The 20,689-nt window shown below is 63.0% G+C and carries 20 protein-coding genes; 16 read left to right on the top strand and 4 right to left on the bottom strand.

The genetic code is table 11. From position 1 onward, the window contains the following. Positions 1–45: 45 nt before the first annotated feature. Entirely contained in the window at positions 46–846 is an 801-nt protein-coding gene (locus QTI05_RS19830) for an SDR family NAD(P)-dependent oxidoreductase (RefSeq protein ID WP_286620473.1), read from the bottom strand. Positions 847–955: 109 nt separating this feature from the next. Here QTI05_RS19830 and QTI05_RS19835 point away from each other — a divergent pair, with 109 nt between their 5' ends. The 9 genes from QTI05_RS19835 (at position 956) to QTI05_RS19875 (ending at position 10,705) form a co-directional block, all read left to right on the top strand. Next, positions 956–1,903, top strand: coding sequence for a GlxA family transcriptional regulator (locus QTI05_RS19835; protein WP_286620474.1), 948 nt, complete (start codon positions 956–958; stop codon positions 1,901–1,903). Between the two features lie 365 nt (positions 1,904–2,268). Continuing rightward, positions 2,269–3,435 carry an alkene reductase gene (locus tag QTI05_RS19840; RefSeq protein ID WP_286620476.1) on the top strand — a complete coding sequence of 389 codons (1,167 nt, stop codon included), beginning with the start codon at positions 2,269–2,271 and terminating at the stop codon, positions 3,433–3,435. Between the two features lie 46 nt (positions 3,436–3,481). Next, positions 3,482–4,645: an acyl-CoA dehydrogenase family protein gene (locus QTI05_RS19845; protein WP_286620477.1), complete on the top strand. Its 1,164-nt coding sequence runs from the start codon at positions 3,482–3,484 to the stop codon at positions 4,643–4,645. 42 nt (positions 4,646–4,687) lie between these two features. Then, a complete protein-coding gene (locus tag QTI05_RS19850; protein ID WP_286620479.1) occupies positions 4,688–6,304 on the top strand; it encodes an ABC transporter substrate-binding protein in 1,617 nt (538 codons plus the stop codon). Continuing rightward, complete coding sequence (locus tag QTI05_RS19855; protein WP_286620481.1) at positions 6,283–7,326, top strand: ABC transporter permease; 1,044 nt, start codon at positions 6,283–6,285, stop codon at positions 7,324–7,326. The genes QTI05_RS19850 and QTI05_RS19855 overlap by 22 nt, the downstream gene beginning before the upstream one ends. Continuing rightward, the gene (locus QTI05_RS19860) at positions 7,323–8,273 is read left to right on the top strand and encodes an ABC transporter permease (RefSeq protein ID WP_286620482.1); all 951 of its coding nucleotides are present in this window, start codon (positions 7,323–7,325) and stop codon (positions 8,271–8,273) included. The genes QTI05_RS19855 and QTI05_RS19860 overlap by 4 nt, the downstream gene beginning before the upstream one ends. Continuing rightward, a complete protein-coding gene (locus tag QTI05_RS19865) occupies positions 8,270–9,289 on the top strand; it encodes an ABC transporter ATP-binding protein (protein WP_286620483.1) in 1,020 nt (339 codons plus the stop codon). Before QTI05_RS19860 ends, QTI05_RS19865 begins: the two co-directional genes overlap by 4 nt. Further along, positions 9,286–10,086, top strand: coding sequence for an ABC transporter ATP-binding protein (locus QTI05_RS19870; protein WP_286544444.1), 801 nt, complete (start codon positions 9,286–9,288; stop codon positions 10,084–10,086). The genes QTI05_RS19865 and QTI05_RS19870 overlap by 4 nt, the downstream gene beginning before the upstream one ends. Positions 10,087–10,120: 34 nt before the next feature. Beyond that, positions 10,121–10,705 (top strand): TetR/AcrR family transcriptional regulator, encoded by a 585-nt coding sequence (locus QTI05_RS19875; protein WP_286620485.1) that lies wholly within the window; start codon positions 10,121–10,123, stop codon positions 10,703–10,705. 209 nt (positions 10,706–10,914) lie between these two features. Here QTI05_RS19875 and QTI05_RS19880 read toward each other — a convergent pair whose 3' ends face one another. Next, on the bottom strand, positions 10,915–11,901 hold the full coding sequence (locus QTI05_RS19880; protein ID WP_286544450.1) for an NAD(P)H-dependent flavin oxidoreductase: 987 nt from the start codon (positions 11,899–11,901) through the stop codon (positions 10,915–10,917). 10 nt (positions 11,902–11,911) lie between these two features. Beyond that, positions 11,912–12,652, bottom strand: coding sequence for an SDR family oxidoreductase (locus tag QTI05_RS19885; RefSeq protein WP_286620486.1), 741 nt, complete (start codon positions 12,650–12,652; stop codon positions 11,912–11,914). Between the two features lie 158 nt (positions 12,653–12,810). Between QTI05_RS19885 and QTI05_RS19890 the strand changes: the two genes are divergently transcribed. The 4 genes from QTI05_RS19890 to QTI05_RS19905 all read left to right on the top strand — a co-directional run bounded on the left by QTI05_RS19890 (position 12,811) and on the right by QTI05_RS19905 (position 16,844). Further along, positions 12,811–13,404 (top strand): 2-hydroxychromene-2-carboxylate isomerase, encoded by a 594-nt coding sequence (locus QTI05_RS19890; protein WP_286545427.1) that lies wholly within the window; start codon positions 12,811–12,813, stop codon positions 13,402–13,404. 24 nt (positions 13,405–13,428) lie between these two features. After that, positions 13,429–15,075 (top strand): AMP-binding protein, encoded by a 1,647-nt coding sequence (locus tag QTI05_RS19895; protein WP_286620488.1) that lies wholly within the window; start codon positions 13,429–13,431, stop codon positions 15,073–15,075. 102 nt (positions 15,076–15,177) lie between these two features. Continuing rightward, a complete protein-coding gene (locus QTI05_RS19900; RefSeq protein ID WP_286544453.1) occupies positions 15,178–16,164 on the top strand; it encodes a Bug family tripartite tricarboxylate transporter substrate binding protein in 987 nt (328 codons plus the stop codon). A 23-nt stretch (positions 16,165–16,187) separates the two neighbouring features. Continuing rightward, positions 16,188–16,844 carry a flavin reductase family protein gene (locus tag QTI05_RS19905; protein ID WP_286620490.1) on the top strand — a complete coding sequence of 219 codons (657 nt, stop codon included), beginning with the start codon at positions 16,188–16,190 and terminating at the stop codon, positions 16,842–16,844. A 389-nt stretch (positions 16,845–17,233) separates the two neighbouring features. Here the strand turns inward: QTI05_RS19905 and QTI05_RS19910 are convergent, their stop codons facing one another. Beyond that, positions 17,234–18,112 carry a LysR family transcriptional regulator gene (locus QTI05_RS19910; protein ID WP_286544458.1) on the bottom strand — a complete coding sequence of 293 codons (879 nt, stop codon included), beginning with the start codon at positions 18,110–18,112 and terminating at the stop codon, positions 17,234–17,236. A gap of 150 nt (positions 18,113–18,262) precedes the next feature. Here QTI05_RS19910 and QTI05_RS19915 point away from each other — a divergent pair, with 150 nt between their 5' ends. From QTI05_RS19915 to QTI05_RS19925, 3 genes are read left to right on the top strand one after another with little or no spacing between them, the layout of a single operon-like run. Further along, complete coding sequence (locus tag QTI05_RS19915) at positions 18,263–19,192, top strand: amino acid ABC transporter substrate-binding protein (protein WP_286544461.1); 930 nt, start codon at positions 18,263–18,265, stop codon at positions 19,190–19,192. Between the two features lie 54 nt (positions 19,193–19,246). Then, entirely contained in the window at positions 19,247–19,960 is a 714-nt protein-coding gene (locus QTI05_RS19920; RefSeq protein WP_286620491.1) for an amino acid ABC transporter permease, read from the top strand. A gap of 45 nt (positions 19,961–20,005) precedes the next feature. After that, positions 20,006–20,689, top strand: coding sequence for an amino acid ABC transporter permease (locus QTI05_RS19925; protein WP_286620493.1), 684 nt, complete (start codon positions 20,006–20,008; stop codon positions 20,687–20,689).

The raw sequence follows: 20,689 nt of genomic DNA on the forward strand, positions 1-20,689 counted from the left end.
GTGGGTTCCTTGAATTTTTGGGGGGCGTGGATGCGATGCGGCCACTCAGCGCAAGGGCTGGTAGCGCGACGCCACTTCGTTGCTCGACAGGTGGGGCGCCATCGCCTTGCGCGCGCTTTCGTAGGCATCCCAGAGGGCGCCGTCATGCAGCGCAGGAAGCGTTACCGACTCGCCGCGCTCGAAGCCCTGCAAGGCGGCATCCACCAGGTCTTCGGCACGCATCACGATCTGCGCCGGCAGGTGCTCCACGGGAAGGCCGCCGCGTGCCCAGAACTCGGTGGCCGTCGCCCCCGGCAGCACGGCTTGCACCCGCACGCCCTTGCCGGCCAGTTCGTGCTGCAGCGATTGGCTGAAAGCCAACACGAAAGCCTTGCTGCCGCCATACACGCCATTCAAGGTTTCCGGCGAGACGGCCGCGATCGAGGCGATGTTGATCAACGCACCGTTGCCGCGTGCAACGAAGCCGGGCACCGCCGCGTAGCTCAGCCGGGTCAGCGCCGTCACGTTGAGGTCGATCATGCGCGCCATCTGGTCCACGTCGCTCTCCAGCAGCGACGTGTGCGTGCCGATGCCTGCGTTGTTGACCAGCAGGGTGATGCTGGCATCCTGCTTGAGCTTGTTTTCCACGCTGCGCAGCGCCGCCGGGTTGTTCAGGTCGGCGGGGAAAACCTCCACCGCGCGGCCGTGGCGGCTGCTGATGTCCGCAGCCAGCGGATTCAAACGCTCGCGGCTGCGGGCAACGAGGATGAGGTCGTAGCCGCGCCGCGCCAGACGGTCGGCGTAGAGCGCCCCGATGCCGGAGGAGGCTCCGGTGATGAGGGCGGTGCCCGGCTTCGTCTGTGTCATGGTGGTGTTCCGTTTTGGGGTTGGGATGGAGCGCATGTTGCGCCAGCTGGCGGATGGCGTAAATGACGCATATAGTCACGTTTTATGCCATCTGCTCCGGAGATCGAAAATGCACAAGATCGGCTACGTCCTGCCGGCCGGCTTTCAGGTGATGGCGCTGGCCACGCAGGCGGTCTTCGAGTTCGCCAACCTCGTGGCGGGCGAGCCCTTCTACGAGGTGACTTGCCACTCGATGCCCGGCGGCGGCGTGAAGGCTTCGCTGGGCATGTCCCTGCAGACGAGGCCCTTCACCGCACGCAGCACCGCGGACACCTGGATGGTGGTGGGCGTGATCGACCCATTGGCCAGCCCCTCGCCAGCCGAACTGCTGCATGCGCTGCGAAAGTGCAGCGCTCGGGCGCGTCGGACCGTGGGGCTGTGCACCGGAGCCTTCGTACTGGCCGAGGCCGGCTTGCTGGCAGGGCGACGCGCCACGACGCACTGGGCCTATGCGGACGCACTGCAACAGCGGTATCCCGATGTCCAGGTCGAGCCGGACCGCATCTTCATTGCCGATGACCCGATCTGGACCTCGGCTGGCATGACGGCGGAACTCGATCTGGCGCTCGGCCTCGTCGAGAAGGACCTGGGCGACGACGTGGCGCGATCGGTGGCGCACAGGCTGGTCATGCATCAGCGCCGTTCGGGCGGCCAGTCGCAGCATTCGGAGATCCTTAGTCTCGCGCCGCGCTCGGACCGCATCGCGCGGGCGCTGGAGTACGCACGCCACCACCTGGCGCAGTCGCTGAGTGTGGAAGAACTCGCTGAGGCCGCGAATCTCAGCCCGCGCCAGTTCAGCCGTGTGTTCACGGCCGAGACCGGCCAGTCGCCGGCCAAGGCGGTAGAGCGTCTGCGCGTGGAGGCGGCCCGCTTGATGATCGAGCGCAGCCGCCACCCGCTGGAGGTGGTTGCTCGCGAAACGGGCTTTCGCGATCGACGCCATCTTCGCGAGGCGTTCATGCGGGGCTTCGGCAAGCCGCCTCAGTCGCTCAGGCGCGACGCCCGCCTGGGGTCCTGAAGCGTGTCGAGACGACGGTGACAGTCTTGCCATGCGTCAACTCAAACCGCGCCGGCATCCAATAGCTTAGTCAGTCGTCGGATGCGTCGCGCGATGCAGCGTACTGGCGCCTCGGGGCGAGTGGCGAGGAATGCGGTCGCCGCAAGGCCCGGCAAGATGCACCGTCTTGCTGACCTGTCGCTTGGTGAGCCCGGCGAGCAGCACGAGCAGGTCTTCGCAGCGGAGACGCAGGAGATTGAACCTCCTGAATCCTGCGCCGACATCCAAATCCGCATATCAAAGAACATTTTCCTTCTAACGAGACAGACAGGTCTGTCTTATCTTCGACGCATCAGCAACCAGATCGGCGAAGTGCCCCCAAACTCATGAAGCTTCTCGAGCCCCTCCAATTTGGCTCTCGCGTACTGCCCAACCGTGTCGTCATGGCACCGCTGGTGCGAGCACGGTCCGATGCAAATCGCGCCCCGACCGAACTGGTAGACATTTACTACGCACAACGAGCCACAGCAGGACTGATCGTGACGGAGGGATGCCACATTTCGCACCAGAGCACGACGCGCGCGAACGCAGCGGCGCACCACACGGACGTGCAGAACCAAGCGTGGACGCGTGTCGCGGCGGCCGTACATGCTGCAGGTGGGACGATCTTTCAGCAGCTCTACCATGTGGGCCGCAAGGCACTGCTCTCGACGCTACCGGCGGGAGAGCTGCCTGTGGCGCCCTCTGCCATCGAAGCGATCGGGGGCATTCTGACGGCGGGGCAACTCGAGCCATTTCCCGTGCCGCGCGCGCTGGAAACCCACGAGATCCCCGCGATCGTCGATGACTTTCGGGCGGCAGTTCGTCGTGCCGGACAAGCAGGTTTCGACGGTGTGGAGATCCTGGCAGCCAATGGCTTCCTCATCGATCAGTTTCTGCGCGACGAGACCAACAAGCGCACCGATGTCTATGGTGGTTCAGTGGAGAACCGCGCGCGCTTCCTCCTTCAGGTGGTTGACGCTGCGATTGATGAGCTTGGTGCAGCGCGTGTCGGCGTGCGCATCTCTCCTCACTTTCGCTCCGACCGAATCGGAGATTCAGATCCCGTACGCACCTTCTCATACGTCGCGAAAGAACTCGACCGGCGTGGCATTGCCTATTTGCACATGCTCGAGGGAACCACGCATGACGACGAACCCTTCGTCCCGCTGTACCTGAGACTTGCAAGGAAGCCGTCGTCGGCCAGTACCGGTCCGGGCCCGGTTCCGGGAGATCCCTTCCTGGCCCCGATCCTTCGACGGCTCTTCAAGGGCACGCTGATCCTCAACGGTGGTTACACGCGCGAGTCAGCCGAGCAGGTGATCACGCAAGGGCTGGCTGATGCCGTGGCCTTCGGGCGGCTCTACATCTCCAACCCCGACCTGCCCGAGCGGTTCCGACAGAACGCGCCGCTCACTGAGGCCGATCCATCCACCTACTACAGCGGTGGCCCCCGGGGCTACATCGATTACCCAACCCTGAACGAACAGCGGGCGGCGGCTGTCGTCGCCTAGTCGCAGTTCGAATCGCGCCGGTCATTTTCCGAAAGCAAACCACGCCATGGGCCATTCCGAATCCCTGCCGCTCGCGCGAATCAGCGACGAGCTTCTTGCGAGCCTGCGCGACGAGTTCGCGGCGACTGCCGCTGAACACGACGAGCGCGCCAGCTTTCCACATGCGAACTTCGAACGCCTGGGGGCATTGAACCTGCTCGCGCTGACAGTGCCGGTCACCCATGGTGGTCTCGGCGGTGGGTTGGCCGACGCCGCGCGGGTTGTTAGCGCCGTCGGCGGGGGCGAGGCATCGACAGGCCTCCTGCTGGCCATGAGCTACCTGATGCATCACACGCTGGGGCGCAATCCTCCCGAGGGCTACGACACCATCGCGCGCGCCGCCGTTGAAGGCCGCGGCGTGCTCAACGCGTTGCAGGCCGAGCCCGACCTTGGCTCCGCGATCCGCGGTGGCTTGCCGGGCACCATCGCGACCCAGCAGGCTGACGGCAGCTGGCGTGTCAGCGGCCGCAAGGCCTATGCGACGGGCAGTCCCATTGTGCGCTGGTGGCTCGTTTTCGCGCGCACCGGTCCTGACGATGCGCCGTTGGTGGGAACTGTGCTGGTTCCCGGCGACGCCGCCGGCCTGACGGTGGAACCCCGCTGGAACCACGCTGGCCTGCGCGCGACCGCAAGTCACGACATCCGCCTCGACGATGTCGTCGTGCCGGCGGCGAATGCGCTCGGCTTCCATCCACCGGGTTCACCGGCAGCGAAGGCACGGCGCGCCGTGGTGGAGGTCTGGAACGGTGTGTTGATCGCCGCACTCTACGACGGCATCGCCCGCGCCGGTCGCGATTGGTTGCTGCGCTTCCTGCACGAGCGCAAACCCTCCAATCTGGGCGCGTCGCTCGCGACGGTGCCGCGCTTGCAGGGCGTCGTCGGTGAGATCGAGTCGCTGCTACTGGTGAACCGCACCTTGATCGACGATGCTGCACGCCGCGCCGACGCCGCACAGACGCCGGATCCGCTGCATGCCCAGCAGGTCAAGCAGCTTGCGACGGGCAATGCCGTGCGTGCGCTGGAACTGGCGCTGTCGATCACCGGCAATCACGGACTGGACCGGGCAAATCCGTTGGAGCGGCACTACCGCGATGCGCTGTGCGGCCGCGTGCACGCGCCGCAATCCGACACCGTTCTGCTCAATGCCGGCAAGGCTGCGCTCGGCGTCTGAACCGAGCCGCCGAACGCCCTGCACTTTCAACCAAGTCATCCCATGCCCTTTCTCCTTCCTGCCTGCGCCCTGCGTCGACTCTTGTTCTCCCTCGCGGCAGCGGCGCTGTTTGCTGGCCCGCTCGCCGCTTCCGCACAATCGCCCGTCCGCGGCGGCACGCTGGTCGTGGTTTCCAACCCCGGTGAACCCGCCGTCTTGACGGCAGCCTTCAACCAGCAGGGCGCTGTCGCCGCCATTTCCACCAAGATCTTCGACGGCCTCGTGCGTTTCGGGGAGAACTTCAAGCTCGAGCCCGAACTCGCGACCAGTTGGGATGTGAGCAAGGACGGCAAGGAAATGCGTTTCAAGCTGCGCCCCAACGTCAGGTGGCACGACGGCAAGCCCTTCACCTCTGCCGATGTCAAGTTCACCTTCGAGCAAGTTTGGCTCAAGGTGCATCCGCGCGCGCGCTCCACCTTCGCCGCGGTCGAATCGATCGAGACACCCGATCCCTTGACGGTGGTGCTCAAGCTGCGCAACCCGTCGGGCGTGATCCTGAGCGCACTCAACAGTGCAGAGTCGCAGATCCTTCCTAAGCACCTCTATGAAGGTACGGACATCGTGCGCAATCCCTGGAACGCCAAGCCGGTGGGCACGGGGCCGTTCCGTTTCAAGGAGTGGGTGCGTGGTGATCGCATCGTCCTGGAGCGAAACCCCGACTATTGGGACGCTGGAAAGCCCTATCTCGACCAAGTGGTCTATCGCACTATTCCTGACGCCACCGCGCGCTATGCGGCCTTCGAGACCGGCGCCGTTCAGTATGGCGTGCTCAGCCCCATATCGATCAACGACCTCGAACGCGCGCAGAAGAACAAGAACCTGCAGGTCGAGTTCCGCGGCTACGAATGGCTCGCGTCGAGCAACGTGCTGGAGTTCAACGTGCGCAAGCCGCCATTCAACGACGTGCGTGTGCGGCGCGCAGTGGCGCATGCGATCGACCTCCAGGCCATGTCGAAGGTCACGGCACGTGGGTTTGCCAAGCCGGGCACGTCGCCGGTGCTGTCGACGCAGACACGCTTCTTCACGTCTGATCTGCCCATCTATCCCTTCGACGTGAAACAGGCCGATCGCCTGCTGGACCAGGCCGGCCTTCCCCGCAAGGGAGACGGCGTGCGCTTTGCCGTCACCCTCGACTGGTTGCCTTTCGGCGAGACCTTCCTGCGCTATGGCGAGTTCGTCAAGCAATCGCTGCGCCGCGTGGGCATCGACGTGACGATCCGTGGGCAGGACCTGCCCCAATTCATGCGGCGGGTCTACAGCCAGAACGACTTCGACCTCATCGTCACACACCGCGCCGGTTTCGGCGACCCGCAGATCGGCACCGACCGGCTCTACTGGTCGAAGACGATCCTGAAGGACGTGCCATGGTCCAACGGCTCGGGCTACAGCAGCCCGGCAATGGACGGCCTGATCGAGGCGGCCCATGAGGCACCAACCGAAGATCGCCGCATCGAACTCTACAAGAAGGTGCAGCGCCAGGCCCAGACCGACATCCCCAACTTCACCCTGCTCGAGAACCGGATGTACACCATTGCGTCAGCGCGCGTGCGGGGCCTGAGCACGGGGTCGGACGGGTCCTATGAGTCACTGAAGAACGTATGGCTGGCGCCCGCCCCCTGACGGCAGTGGTCGAGCCCGGATCGACGGTGTCCGCGGCTGGCGCTCGCGCGCGCGGGCGTGGCTACGTCCTCGGGCGCATCGTCCAGATGGTGCCGACGCTGTTCCTCATCTTGCTGACGGCGTTCGTCCTGCTGCAACTGGCCCCGGGCGACATGGTCCAGGTGCTGGCGGGCGAGGCCGGCGGCGGTTCGCCCGAGTACCTGGCGAGCCTGCGCCAGAGCTTCGGGCTTGATCAACCGATCCACATGCAATTTCTGCTCTACGCGCGCAACGTGCTGTCGGGAAACCTCGGATTTTCCTTCCGCAACAACGCGACGGTGACGGCGCTGATCGGCGCGCGACTGGGCCCGACGCTGCTGCTTGCCGTGGCCGGGCTGGTCGTGGCAGTGGTGGTGGGCGTCGCGGCGGGCACCCTGGCCGCCGCACGGCGTGGGCGGCCCCTCGATCGCTTCATCGGCATTGCCGCACTGCTGGTCTACGCGACGCCTGGCTTCCTGCTGGGCATCGGCCTGATGCTGATGTTTGCGGTGGCGCTGCCCTGGCTGCCCGTCGGCGGCTTCATGGAATCCCATGGCCTCGCGGGTGACTGGCAGCGCGCGCTGAGCGTGGCCCGCCACCTGGTGCTGCCTGCGATCACGCTCGGCGCCTTGCACGCCGCCATCTATGCGCGCTTCACGCGAGCCGCCATGCTCGAGGTATACGGACAGGACTTCGTGCGCACCGCGCGTTCCAAGGGGCTGACGGCACGGCGCATCACGGTGCGCCACGTGCTGCGCAATGCGCTGCTGCCGCTGGTGACCGTCGTCGGCATGCAGACCGGCGCGCTACTCAGCGGAGCCATCCTGGTGGAGACAGTGTTTGCCTGGCCCGGGCTGGGTCGGCTTGCCTTCGAGGCGATGCAGCAGCGCGACTACAACCTCCTGGCCGGCTTGATCCTGTGCAGCGGCACACTGGTCGTGTTGGTCAATCTGGCGGTCGACCTGCTCTATGCCGTCCTGGACCCAAGGGTGACCCTGAAATGAAAACCCACACCGGCACCACCATTTCCACGTTGACGAAGCCATCGCCTGCCGAAAGGCGCGAAGGTACCCAAGAGGCCGTGATGGCCGCAAGAGTCGCAGTGCCTCGCGGCGCGAGCAGCCGCCTCTGGCGGTCATTTCGCGCCTGGCCCATCTCCCTGCAGACCGGCACGGTGCTGCTCGTCATCCAGGTGCTGGTCGCAATCTCCGCGGGATGGCTGTACCCCGGCGATCCGTTCGACCTGGCAGGCTCCCCCTTCGTCCGGCCGGGAACCGACTCCCAGTTTCCACTGGGCACCGACATCATGGGGCGCGACATCGCTGCGGGCGTGATGCACGGCGCGCGCGTCTCTCTGCTGGTGGGCTTGTCGGCCACCTTGATCGCGACCGTGCTGGGCACGTCGGTCGGATTGGCGGCCGGTTACTTCGGCCGCTGGGTGGATCACTTGCTCATGCGCATCACCGAGCTCTTCCAGGTGATTCCACATTTCCTCTTTGCCATCATCCTGGTATCCATCATGGGCTCAAAGCTGGAGAACATCGTCCTGGCCATCGGCGTCACAAGCTGGACCATGGTGGCGCGGCTGGTGCGCGCGGAAACGCTGGCATTGCGCGAGCGCGACTACGTCAAGCTTTGCAGCGTGATGGGCGGAAGCCATGTGCGGGTGATCCTCACCCACATCCTTCCCAACGCCTTTCCTCCGGTGATTGTGGCCGCGTCGATCCTCACGGCCCTCGCGGTGCTGACCGAGGCGGGCCTCGCATTCCTGGGCATGAGCGACAGCAACCGCATCAGCTGGGGCGGAATGATCGGTGCCTCGCGTGAGGCGCTGCTCGACGCACCCTACATGACCCTCATCCCCGGAGCAGCGATCGTGTTCGTCGTGATGTCGCTGAGCCTCATTGGCGATGGGCTGGCGCAGCACCTGCGACGCGGCGGTGCGGCATGAGCGCGGCTTTCAAGGTGCTGCGCACCCGCGATCTGGTGATCTCTGTGCCCTCGGATCGCGGTCCTGTGGCGGCCGTGCGCGGACTGGACGTCCAGGTCGCTCGCGGCGAGACGCTGGCAATCGTGGGTGAATCGGGCTGCGGCAAAACGCTCACCGCGCTGGCGCTGGCGGGTCTGCTGCCCGACGGCGTGAAGGTCACCAGCGGCGCGGTCGAACTCCTGGGAGAAGACGTCACCGCGCTGGACGACAACGGCTGGCGCGCGCGGCGCGGGCGTCGAATCGCATTCGTGTTCCAGGACCCGATGGCGGCACTCAACCCGGTGCTCCGTGTCGGCGAGCAGATCGTCGAGGCGCTCAACGCTCATCAGCAGCTCAGTGCCCAGCAAGCCCGGGAAGAGGCGTTGGCGCTGCTGAAGCGCGTAAAACTACCGGATCCTGCCCAGTCCTTTTCGGCGTACCCGCACCAGCTCTCTGGGGGTATGCGCCAGCGCGCACTGATCGCAATCGCCATTGCCAACCGGCCCGACATACTGATTGCCGACGAGCCCACGACCGCACTTGACGCCACCGTGCAGGCCGAGATTCTGCAACTGCTGCAGAGTCTGCAGCGCGACAGTGGCATGGCGCTCGTCATCATTACCCACGATCTGAACCTGGTGGCACGATGGGCCGACCGGGTCATGGTGATGTATGCCGGCAGGGCCGTCGAGGACCGATCTGCGGATTCGCTCTTTGACGGCTCATTGCATCCCTACACGCGCGCCCTCATGGTAGCCAGACCGCATCGCCGACCGAAGGGGGCACCACGTCCGCGACTCGCCGAGATCGAAGGTCGCGTGCCGTCGGCCGACCAGATCGGGTTGGGTTGCGCATTTGCTGGTCGCTGCGAGTTCGCCACCCCCCGCTGCGAAGCCGCTAGCCCCGAATCGTTACGCGTGGCTCGAGGCGTGGTGTGGTGCCATGCAGTGAACGAAGGCCGACTGGGGCTGGATCTGGCAATGAAGGCATTGGCATGACAGCGCCGCATGCCACCGGGCGCGACGCACCCGCCCTCCTGTCGGCGCGAGACCTCCATGTCACATTCGACGGTCGCCACGGCCGGGTAAACGCTGTGCGGGGCGTCTCGCTGCAAGTTAAGGCAGGCGAAGTGCTCGCGGTCGTGGGGGAGTCCGGGTCGGGCAAATCAACGCTCGCGCGGGCATTGATGGGCATGGTGGCGGTGCATCAAGGAACGCTCTCCTTGGAGGGCGAGCCCGTGGCCCTGACCGCATCGGACCGTTCGCTCACGCAGCGGCGGCGTGTCGGCATGGTCTTCCAGGACAACGGTGCTGCCTTCAATCCGCGCTTTACTGTCGAACGCATCCTGCGCGAGCCGCTCGAGCTACTTGCGCGTGACTCGAATTCGGTGCGCGGCACCCCTGCCTCCGCCGCCACGACGGCGCTGCTCGATGCCGTCGGCCTGTCGCCCACGGTGCTGCCGCGACGCCCGCATGAGCTGTCGGGCGGGCAGCGCCAGCGCGTGGGCATCGCCCGCGCGCTGGCCGGTGAGCCGCAATTGCTAATTTGCGACGAGGCGGTCTCGGCACTGGATGTGTCTGTGCAGGCACAAATCCTGAATCTGCTGGTTGACCTTCAGCGAGAACGCGGACTCGCACTACTGTTCATCACGCATGACCTGTCGGTGGTCTCGTACATCGCGGACCGCGTCGCCGTCATGTATCGCGGCGAAGTGCTGGAGGCTGGCGATGTGCATCAGATCATCGACCAGCCTGCGCATGCCTACACCCGTCGGCTTCTGGCGGCAGGCCTATGATTTTTGAGCACACTGCATCCCCGGTCCCGGCCTCATGAAAACCACCACAGCGACAACCATCCTCGACCACATCATCGACACCGCCGGAGCCCTTTTCTACAGGGAAGGGACCCGCTCGGTTGGCGTGGACCGGATCATCGTCGAGGCGGGAATCGCGAAGGCGACGATGTACCGCTACTTCTCAGGCAAGGACGCGCTGGTCGCTGCATGTCTCCAGCGGCGCCATGACAAGGTCATGGCCGCACTGCAGTCAGGCCTGGAGAAAGTGAAGCCCAGGAGGCACGCACGTATCCTGGCGCTTTTTGATCTGCTGCACGAGAAGGCGGAAACGCCAGATTTCCGCGGCTGTGCCTTCATGCTGGCCGTGGCCGAGAACGAATCATCCGATCAAGTTCGCCAGATCGCGCGTACTCACAAGAAAGCGGTACTCGAACTCTTCGCTGCGCTACTTCCGCCAGATTGGCCCGATGTGGCGAAGACTGCCGCACAACTCAACCTGCTTTACGACGGCGCGATGGCGCAGATTCTTGTCCAACGCGCCCCTGAGGCCGCGCTGATCGCAAGGACCTGCGCTGAAATGCTTCTGACCTTCAGCGAACGACTTGAAGCGAGTTCCTGAACCTGGCCGCGAAATCTAGAACTCCGAACGGGAATGGCCTCAGCGTCCATAGAAGTTCATTCGTACGCTGAACGAACTCCGGCCCGGCCCGCCACTCGGTCGAAAGACCAACGAGCTGCGGGGGCTGCTCAAGGCGTTGCTCGATGCCATGTGCGACGCGAAGATGCGGCTGCCAGCGATGCTCGTGAGGCGCCCATATAAGACGTTCCCTAAGCCGCAACAGGCTCCAGGAATCCGGCAAGCCGCGCCGTGATCAATTGCTCCGCTTCGCCCATGATGCGGTCGATCAGCTCCTGCACGGTCGGGATGTCGTTGATCAGACCCACCACCATGCCACAGCTCCAGGCGCCGGCATCCATCTTGCCTTCCACCATTACGCGCGGGTAGACGCCAGCGACCTGCTCCATGATGTCGTCGAACTTGAGATTGGCGCCCTTCTCCTTTTCGATCTGGATCAATTCCTCGACCGACGAGTTCGTCAGGACGCGCTCCGTGTTGCGCAGGCCGCGCATGACGAGCCTGGTGTCCAGCTCGGTTGCCGCGACAATCGCGTCCTTCACGTTCTGATGCACCGGCGCTTCCTGGGTGGCCACGAACCGGGTCCCCATGTTCATGCCTTCCGCGCCCAAAGCGAGTGCCGCCACCAGGCTGCGCGCGTCCGCCATCCCGCCAGAGGCTACGAATGGGATCTTCAGCTCCTCTGCGGCCCTAGGCAGCAGGATCATGTTCGGCATGTCATCCTCGCCCGGATGGCCGCCACATTCGAAGCCGTCGACGCTCACGGCGTCGCATCCAATCGCTTCGGCCTTCAGCGCGTGCCGAACGGAGGTGCACTTGTGGATGACCTTGATGCCGAACTTCTTGAACGCGGGCATGTAGGCCTCAGGACTGCGTCCTGCTGTCTCGACGATGCGCACCCCGCCCTCGACGATCGCAGCGATGTATTCGGGGTACGGCGGCGAGGCCAATGTGGGCAGGAACGTAAGGTTCACCCCGAACGGCTGGTCCGTCATTTCGCGGCAGCGGCGGATCTCCTTCGCCAGCAACTCTGGCGTTTTCTGGGTCAGGCCGGTAATCAGCCCCAGGCCGCCGGCGTTGGACACTGCCGCGGCCAGTTCAGCGAAGCCGACGTAGTGCATACCGCCCTGGATGATGGGGTGGCGGATGCCGAAGAGTTCAGTAATGCGTGTTTTCATGTGTCGTCTTTCACCAGGTTTCCATGTAGGGGCGCAGGTCCATCTCGAAAGTCCAGGCATCACGCGGCTGCGTGTGCAGGTACCAGTAGTTCTCCGCGATATGCTCGGGGTTCAGAATGCCGTCCCGTTCCTTCAGTGCGTAGCGTTCGGGGAACTGCGTGCGGATGAAATCCGTGTCGATCGCACCGTCCACCACAATGTGTGCAACGTGGATGCCCTTGGGCCCGAGTTCGCGGGCCATGCTCTGCGCTAGCGCTCGCAGAGCATGCTTGGCGCCGGCGAAAGCAGCGAAGTTGGCCGAGCCGCGGATGCCCGCCGTCGCGCCGGTGAAAAGGATCGTGCCGCGGCCGCGCGCTACCATCCTGCGGGCGACCTCCCGCGCGTTGAGGAAGCCGCTGAATGTGGCCATCTCCCAAATCTTCATGTACTTGCGTCCTGTTTCTTCCAGGATGCTGCTGGGCACGTTGGCACCGATGTTGAACACCATCACCTCAATCGGGCCGCGCTCCTTTTCGACTTGGTCGATCAGCGCGACCACGTCCTCCTCCTTGCGCGCATCGCTGCCGTAGCCGAAGGCTTCGCCGCCAGCGGCGCGGATTCGCTCCACGGCCGGTTCCAGCTTGTCCGCCGATCGGCGCGTGAGGCACGCCACGTAGCCCTCGCGGGCAAAGCGCGCGCCAATGGCGCTGCCAGTGGCGTCACCGGCACCAATGACGAGCGCCACGCCGCGGGGGGTGGTAGATGGGTTCATGCGTTCTCCTTTAAGAAACGGTCGTTACGTTATTAGACGTTAGTCAGTAAACGATCGTTTGTCAATCGAATAAAAACCCAGTAAAACCCCGTTGACGAGACCGCGGCGATCACTTAGTTTTCGTTAACCAAACGATCGTTAATGTAAAGGAGCTCTTGATGCGCAAGTCAGTTGATTTTTTCTTCGATGTAGGCAGCCCGTCGTCGTATCTCGCATGGACGCAGTTACCGAACTTGTGCGCCAGCCATGGCGCCGACCTCGTCTACCGGCCTATGCTGCTGGGCGGCGTCTACCAAGCCACCGGTAACGCCTCTCCGGCCACCATCCCCGTCAAGGGGCGCTATACGCAAATGGACTATGAGCGCCATGCACGCCGCTATGGCGTGCCGTTCCAGGGGAATCCGCACTTTCCCGTCATCACACTGTTTCTCATGCGCGCGGTCACCGGTATTCAGCTGCGCCGCCCCGAGCAGCTGCAGCAACTGCTCGGCTGCGTTTTCAAGGCGCTCTGGATTGACGCGCTCAACCTGAACGAGCCGCAGCTCACAGCAGACATCCTGAAAGCGGGCGGGTTCGACCCGGCCGAGATCGAGCGCCTGACGCAGGACCCTGAGACCAAGGCCGCGCTGAAGGCCACCACGGAGGAAGCCGTGAAGCGCGGCGTGTTCGGCGCACCAACGATCTTTGTCGGCGACCAGATGTTCTTCGGCCAGGACCGGATGGACTTCGTGCGCGAAGCGCTGGTGGCCTGAGCGTCGGCGTCTACAGGACACACCATGGAACAACGACTTTGGCATCTAGCCTACCCGGCCGGCCTTTCTCGAGATCTGGACCTCGATGAAGGCGAAACGCTTGTGACTTTGCTCGAGCGCGCCTTTGCGCGGTACGCCAGCCGCACAGCCATCAGCTGCGCAGGCGAATCACTGACCTTCGCGGAGGTGGAGCGCGCGTCGGCGCTGCTCGCGCGCTCCTTGCAGGAGGCCGGTCTCCAGCCCGGCGATCGAGTCGCACTTCTGTTGCACAACAACCTGCTCTATCCAGTAGCGCTTGCGGCGATCCTGCGTGCCGGCATGGTGGGAGTGACCATGAATCCGCTCTACACGGCGCGCGAGCTGCAATACCAGCTTGGCGACTCCGGCGCCGCCGCGCTGCTCGCCGGAGAGCCGTTCATTCCGCTCGTAACCGAGGTGTTGGACCAGACGCAGGTGCGGCATGTCCTGACAGTGCCGATGCAAGGCGTGAGGCAGGCGCTGTTCGCTCCTGCCGGCGAACGGATGGCGCAGGCCGGGTGCCACCAGGCCCGGATCGTACCGTTGCGCGATGCGATCTCGGCCTTGCCGCCATCCGATTTCACCGCCGCGCAAGTCGAGCCTTCGGACCTTGCTTTCCTGCAGTACACCGGCGGCACCACCGGGGTTTCGAAAGGCGCGTGCCTGACGCACCGCAGTGAACTCGCGAGCGTGCTGCAGATGCAGTCTTGGCTGCGGCTCACGGTGGACCTGGAAAACCTCGAACTGATCACGCCCCTGCCGCTGTACCACATCTACCCGCTGGGCATGGCCTTGGCGGCCCTGGCCAGTGGCGCCCACAACCGCCTTGTCGTCAATCCGCGCGACACGAAGGCGCTGTGCGAAGAGTTGCAGCGGGCACCTTTCGACATGCTGATCGGCGTGAACACGTTGTTCAACGCCATGGTGGCCTTGCCCGAACTCTCGAAAGTCGACTTTTCACGCTGCCGACTGGCCGTGGGTGCGGGGGCATCGATCCAGGCCGCTGTCGCCAAGAAGTGGGTGGACGCAGGCGGCCCGCCGATCACCGAAGCATATGGACTCACCGAAACTTCGCCCAGTGTCAGCTTCAACGCCCCGGGTCGCAATGGCACCATTGGCGCGCCCGTGCCCTCGACCGACGTGCTGATCGTTGACGACGCCGGCCAACCAGTCCCGCTCGACACGCCCGGTGAGTTGCTTATCAAGGGGCCCCAGGTGTTCGCGGGCTATTGGAATCGGGAAGAGGAGACCCGCAAGGCATTCACCGCCGACGGCTGGTTCAAGACCGGCGATGTCGTCACGATGGATGCGCAAGGACTCATGTACATCGTGGACCGGAAGAAGGACATGATCCTGGTGTCCGGCTTCAACGTCTATCCCAACGAGATCGAGGGTGTGGTCGCCATGCACCCGGACGTGCTCGAGTGCGCGTGTATCGGCGTGCCGGACGAACGTTCGGGCGAAGCACCCCATGTCTTCGTGGTGCGCCGCTCACCCGGCCTGCTGGCTGAACAGATCGAGGCGCACTGCCGCAAGCTCCTTGCGCCTTACAAGGTGCCACGGCACATCACCTTCGTTGAGGCTTTGCCGAAGTCAGCCGTGGGCAAGATCCTGCGAAAGGAGCTGCGGCCGCAGAGTGTCGCCGTGGGCTGAGCTGGTCGGCATATGCGCTGACTCAGCGCGCGATCTCATCAACGAGTAACGCTTCTCTTCACAACAATTGGCCTGGTTCCGACCGGTGCACGGAGACAAAACATGAAAACATTGACACGCAGACTCTTTGATGCCGCGGTTGTCGTGCTCGCGCTTTGCGGCGCTGCCGCCACCGCGCAGCCCTATCCGAACAAATCCATCCTGGTCAAGATTGCTTACCCGGCCGGCTTCGGGGTCGACGCTTCGGTGCGCCCATCCGCACCCGTGCTGCAGCGCGCCCTTGGGCAGGCTCTCGTGATCGAAAACATGCCCGGGGCGAACGGCTCCATTGCAGCGATGAACGTGTTGAACGCGGCGCCCGATGGCTACACGCTGCTCGCCACTGCCGGTCCGGATTTGGTGGTGGCGCCGCTCACGGTCGCCTCGGCCAAGTACACGTCCGACAACTTCAAGCTCATCGGTTCGTTCGGGAGCGCGGACATGGTCCTCGTCAGTCATCCCGATCGCCCTTTCAACAACCTAAGCGCGCTCATCGAGCAGATGCAAAAGCCTGCCGCGAAGGAGCTCTCCATTGCCCATTGGGGCCAGGGCACGCTCGCTCATCTTGCGGCTGCTGAATTGCAGGGGCGGGTCGGCGTCAAGTTGCTGGAGGTGCCGTACAAGGGCATCGCTCCCATTGCTACGGCCGTGGGCGGCGGCGAGGTGGACCTCGCGTTTGTTCCTCTTGCAGGGCCGATCCTGGGAATGATTCAGACAGGACGGATCAAGGCCATCGCCATCGCCAGCGGCAAGCGGCATGCGCTCCTGCCGGACCTCGCGACCCTGAGCGAGCACGCTCGATTCAAGAACTTCGAGTTCGGCATCTGGACCGGCCTGTTCGCGCCCGCGCGCACACCCGATGCCGTCGTCGCGCGCCTGACCAAGGCCTTCCACGAGTGGAACGACAGTCCGGAATTCCTCGCGCTCGCGACCGCGCAAGGCTTGCGCAAGCTGGACTCGATGACGCCGCAGCAGGCGGCAAGCTTCCTTCGTTCAGAGAACGAAAAGTTCATCAACATCGCCAAGACCCTCAATCTGGTGGCGCAGTAACACGCCCGCGCGGCGCCCATACCATGACCGTTCGAGACTTTCACTACTATGAGCCCGCCCAGGGCCACGGGCTGAGCCACAACCCGCTCAATGCGCTGGTCGCCCCGCGGCCCATCGGCTGGATCTCGTCGCGCGACGCGCAAGGGCGGGTCAACCTCGCGCCTTACAGTTTCTTCAACGCGTTCAACTACGACCCGCCGATCATCGGATTTTCTTCGATCGCGTGGAAAGACAGCGTTCAAAACGCATCGGAAACGCGTGAGTTCACATGGAACCTGGTCACCCGCGAACTGGGTGACCAGATGAACCAGACCTCGGCACCGCTTGCGCACGGCGAGGACGAGTTTCCGTTCGCCGGCCTCACGGCTGTGGCCGGTCGCAAGGTCAACGTGCCGCGGGTGGGCGAAAGCCGCGCGGCCATGGAATGCAAGGTGATCGACATCGTGCAGTTCCGGAACACCGCGGGCGAGAAGGTCAGTGGCTGGCTCGTGTTGGGCGAGGTGGTGGCCGTGTACATCGACAAGACACTCCTGAAGGACGGCGTCTATCAGACAGCCGAGGCCTATCCGATCATGCGGTCCGGCGGACTGAATGACTATGTCCAGGTATCGCCAGACAATGTCTTTCAGATCGGGCGGCTCCCGGGCGCCAGCAATGCGGCGTCGCATGGCAAGGGATAGCAACTTCCGCGACAGCACGCTGCTGACCTTGAGATGTCAGAACCGCGCACGGTCTGGACCTTTTAGCCCTAGCATCGCGCGGGCTTCGAACGGCGTGACGATCTCGACGGTCCTCAAGCATCCACTTTACCTTGAGGACCTGGTCGGCATTGGATCCGGCGAGATGGCCCCGCCCAATCAAGAGCGAATCCTCAAAACCTGATGGCTTTGATGAGCTCGCGGCTCACCACGGCGTCATCGGCAATCGCTGTTTTGAGTTCTGCCAGTCCCTTCGGCACCAGAACAATGCCTTGCTTGTACTGCTTGAGCGCGCTTCTTCGGTCGCGCCGATCGTTTAGCCAGTCCGTCCGCCAAGCAAGCTTCTCTGCTCTGCGCTGTTCCGCGCCACTTTATGCTGCTCCAATCTTGAGCTCGTCGAAGGCCTCAACCACCGCAGCAATTTTGCGATCGCCATCATCAGCGCGACGCCAAACCAATGAGATCCGGCGAAACGGCGCCTTGCGGCCCAAGCTGATGACCTTGACGCCGTACGCCGACAGAAGGCGAATGCGAGGGCAAGGCACGATGGCCACTCCCCAGCCCGTGCCGACCATCGACACGATGGCGTCCACAGAGCGCAATTCCATGCTGCTCGTCACGTTTGGCACCAACAGCCGGGCATGGCGAGCGGCGACCCTGCCGCCAGGCAAGCCGGTGTCATAGGCAATCCAGTCGCGGGTCTTCAACAGGCTTCTGGGGTCAGCATCGGCAGAGTCCGGCGGCGCCAGCATGACGTACGGCTGGCGGTTCACCTCATGCCAGACGAATCGGGTCGACCCACCGCTATCCGGTCGGACAACCAACGCCGCATCAATTCGTCCGGCCCGAAGCTCGGCGAGCAACTCATCTGTGTCATTCATGGGAGGGATGCGGACCTCCAGCGCACGATGGCGATCGCGCAGGATCCGAAGTGCGTCGGGCAGCAAATCGCTTTGCATGCTTGTAATCACTCCGAGACGGAACTTTCCCTCGATCCGCAATGAGGGTCTCGACCGAAGTGCCTGAAGACGATCCGTGAACTCTGAAGCCGCGGACGCAACTTCGACGGCGAAAGGCGTGGGCCTGACGACCCTGGTGCTCCGATCGAAAAGCGGTTGCCCGAAGTACTGTTCCAGCTGTTTCACCTGAAGGCTGACAGCGCTTGGTGTGCAGCCCATGGCGGCGCCAGCGGCCGTGAAATTTCCGTGGACCATGATGGCGCGAAGTGTCTGCAAGGCGGACAGATTCATGAGACTAACTCAAAGCAAAAGTTTGAATATATCAATTCTCATCGTAAGCGAGTCCGCCTAGATTACGTCCGACGGCACCTGGTGCCGCAATACCCCCGTCGAGGTCGAGCTTGTTCGGATTCTGTGGTTGACTAATCTGGGAAGAGATTCATGAAAAGCAAAAGTCTGCTTGCATTTGCCGCAGTTGCCTGCGCCGCCGCCACATCGTTTGTCGCCACCACTTCTGCGTACGCGCAGACCACCAGTCGGCTTGACAAGGTCAAGTCCGAACAAACCCTCGCCATCGGGTCGCCGACCAGTTCGGTGCCGTTCGCTTTCATGGACGGCGACCAGAAAATGGTCGGCTATTCCATCGAAATCTGTCAACGCGTCGCTGACTACATCAAGACTGCTCTCGGTATTCAGAAGGTAGATATTCGCTATGTTCCCGTGACATCGGCCACCCGCCTTCAGTTGCTGGCGAATGGCACGATAGATCTGGAATGCGGCAACACCACAAATACGGCCGAACGGCATCAGTTTGTCGACTTCGCGCCAACCACCTTTGTCGCAAAAATCGTGCTGTTGGGAAAGAAGGACAGCAACCTCGACATGAACGATGTGCAGGCATTCAGAGGCAAGACCGTGACAAGCCTGTCGGGCGGGCTGAACTTGGCTGTCATACAGAGAATCAACAGCGAGCAAAAACTGGGGATGTCGATCGTTGCCGTCAAGGACGCGCCCGAATCGTTCCTGTCAGTAAAGACATCGCGCGCAGCCGCGACGGTAGCTGACGATGGAATGGCCTATGCCCTGGTTGCCACGTCGGGGGCGCCCCAAGACTACCTGATCGGAACAAAAGCGCTCATGGTGGCACCGTACGGAATAGTCATGCCGAAAGACGACCCGCGGTTCAAGAAAGTGGTCGATGCCGCGGTAGTTGCATTGATTCGCAGCGGAGACGTCGCGAAGATCTATGACAAGTACTTCAATTCGCCGATTCCCCCTCACGGCATCAACCTCAAATATCCCATGAGTGCTGAACTCAAAAAAGCTCTTTCCAACCCGACCGACACACCAGACCCCAAAGCGTACGAATGATCGTTGACGCAAGCTGGACGGGTGAACGATATGAACCATGCAGGGTAACCAGCGATGAACTACGACTGGAGTTGGTCGATTTTTGGGCAGCGCTCTCTCGATGGCGTTCATACTTTCCTTGAGTCCATCCTGATCGGGACAGGATGGACCCTCGCCCTGGCCCTCTGCGCGTGGATTTTCGCCCTCGGATTGGGATTGCTTTTTGGTATTGGACGAACCGTTCCCAACAAAGCACTGCGCCTCCTGTCCGGCATATACGTGGAGTTCTTCAGGGGCATTCCACTGCTTGTGCAGATGTTCTTGTGGTACTTCGTGATGCCGGAAGTCATTCCCTCACAGCTGGGCAACGCCGTCAAAGGGCTTCCGGCGCCATGGGCGCAGTTTCTGCCTGCGCTTGCGTGCCTGAGCTTGTACCAAGGCGCGCACGTCACCGAGATCGTCAGGTCCGGGGTGCAGTCCGTTGCGCGAGGCCAGAAGAACGCCGCTGTTGCCATGGGCTTCAGTTTTGCCCAGGTATATCGATACGTCATCCTGCCGCAGGCGTTCAGATTGGTCGTTCCGCCATTGACCTCTCAGATGATGTCGACGGTCAAGTCATCATCGGTCGCGATGACGATTGGGCTCCTCGAGCTGACTGGCGCAGCGCGGTCAATGCAGGAATTCAGTTTCCATGTTTTTGAAGCATTCTCGGCGGCCACCTTGATCTATCTCGTGCTGAATGTGACGGTGGTGCAGAGCGTGCGCCGCCTGGACCGGCTTCATCATTGACGCCGAAAACATGATTACGTCAAACCGTTGGCTACCGGATTGAATATGGAAATCTTGCAGAGTCTGGCTTCCCGCAGCGAGTTGAAATATCTATTCCTGACCGGGATGCGGTTTTCACTCGAACTGACAATCGTTGCTACGCTGATGGGGATGCTATTCGGGACCTGCTTGGCTGTTGCACGCGTGGCGCAGATTCGAGTTTTCTCGAACATGGCGGCGCTGTATGTCAATGCGATGCGCTCGATCCCCCTGCTGCTCGTGATTTTCTGGATCTACTTTCTAGCGCCCTATCTCTTGGGATGGGTATCGAGATCGGCGCAGCCGGTTCAGGTAGGCGGCTACACATCGGCGATGGTCACCTTCGTGTTATTCGAAAGTGCCTTTTTCTGCGAGATCATGCGAGCAGGCATAGGTTCGGTGAAAAAGACTCAGATCCAAGCTGCTTTCGCCCTCGGTATGAATTACCGGCAGGCAATGATTTTGGTCGTACTGCCGCAAGCGCTGAGGAACATGTCCCCGGCGATCCTGTCGCAAATCGTTGTGCTGTTTCAGGATACGTCACTGGTATACGTTCTTTCGCTCACGGATTTTTTTGGCGCTGCATCTGAACTTGGCGCGCGGGACGGCCGCGTGGTGGAACTGTATATTTTCGCCGCGGCCGTCTATCTCGTCATCTGTGTCACTGCATCGGGTGGCGTCAAGTATCTGCAGCGCAAAGTCAGCTTCTGA

The organism is Variovorax fucosicus (genome assembly GCF_030316825.1).
Classification (GTDB): domain Bacteria; phylum Pseudomonadota; class Gammaproteobacteria; order Burkholderiales; family Burkholderiaceae_C; genus Variovorax; species Variovorax fucosicus.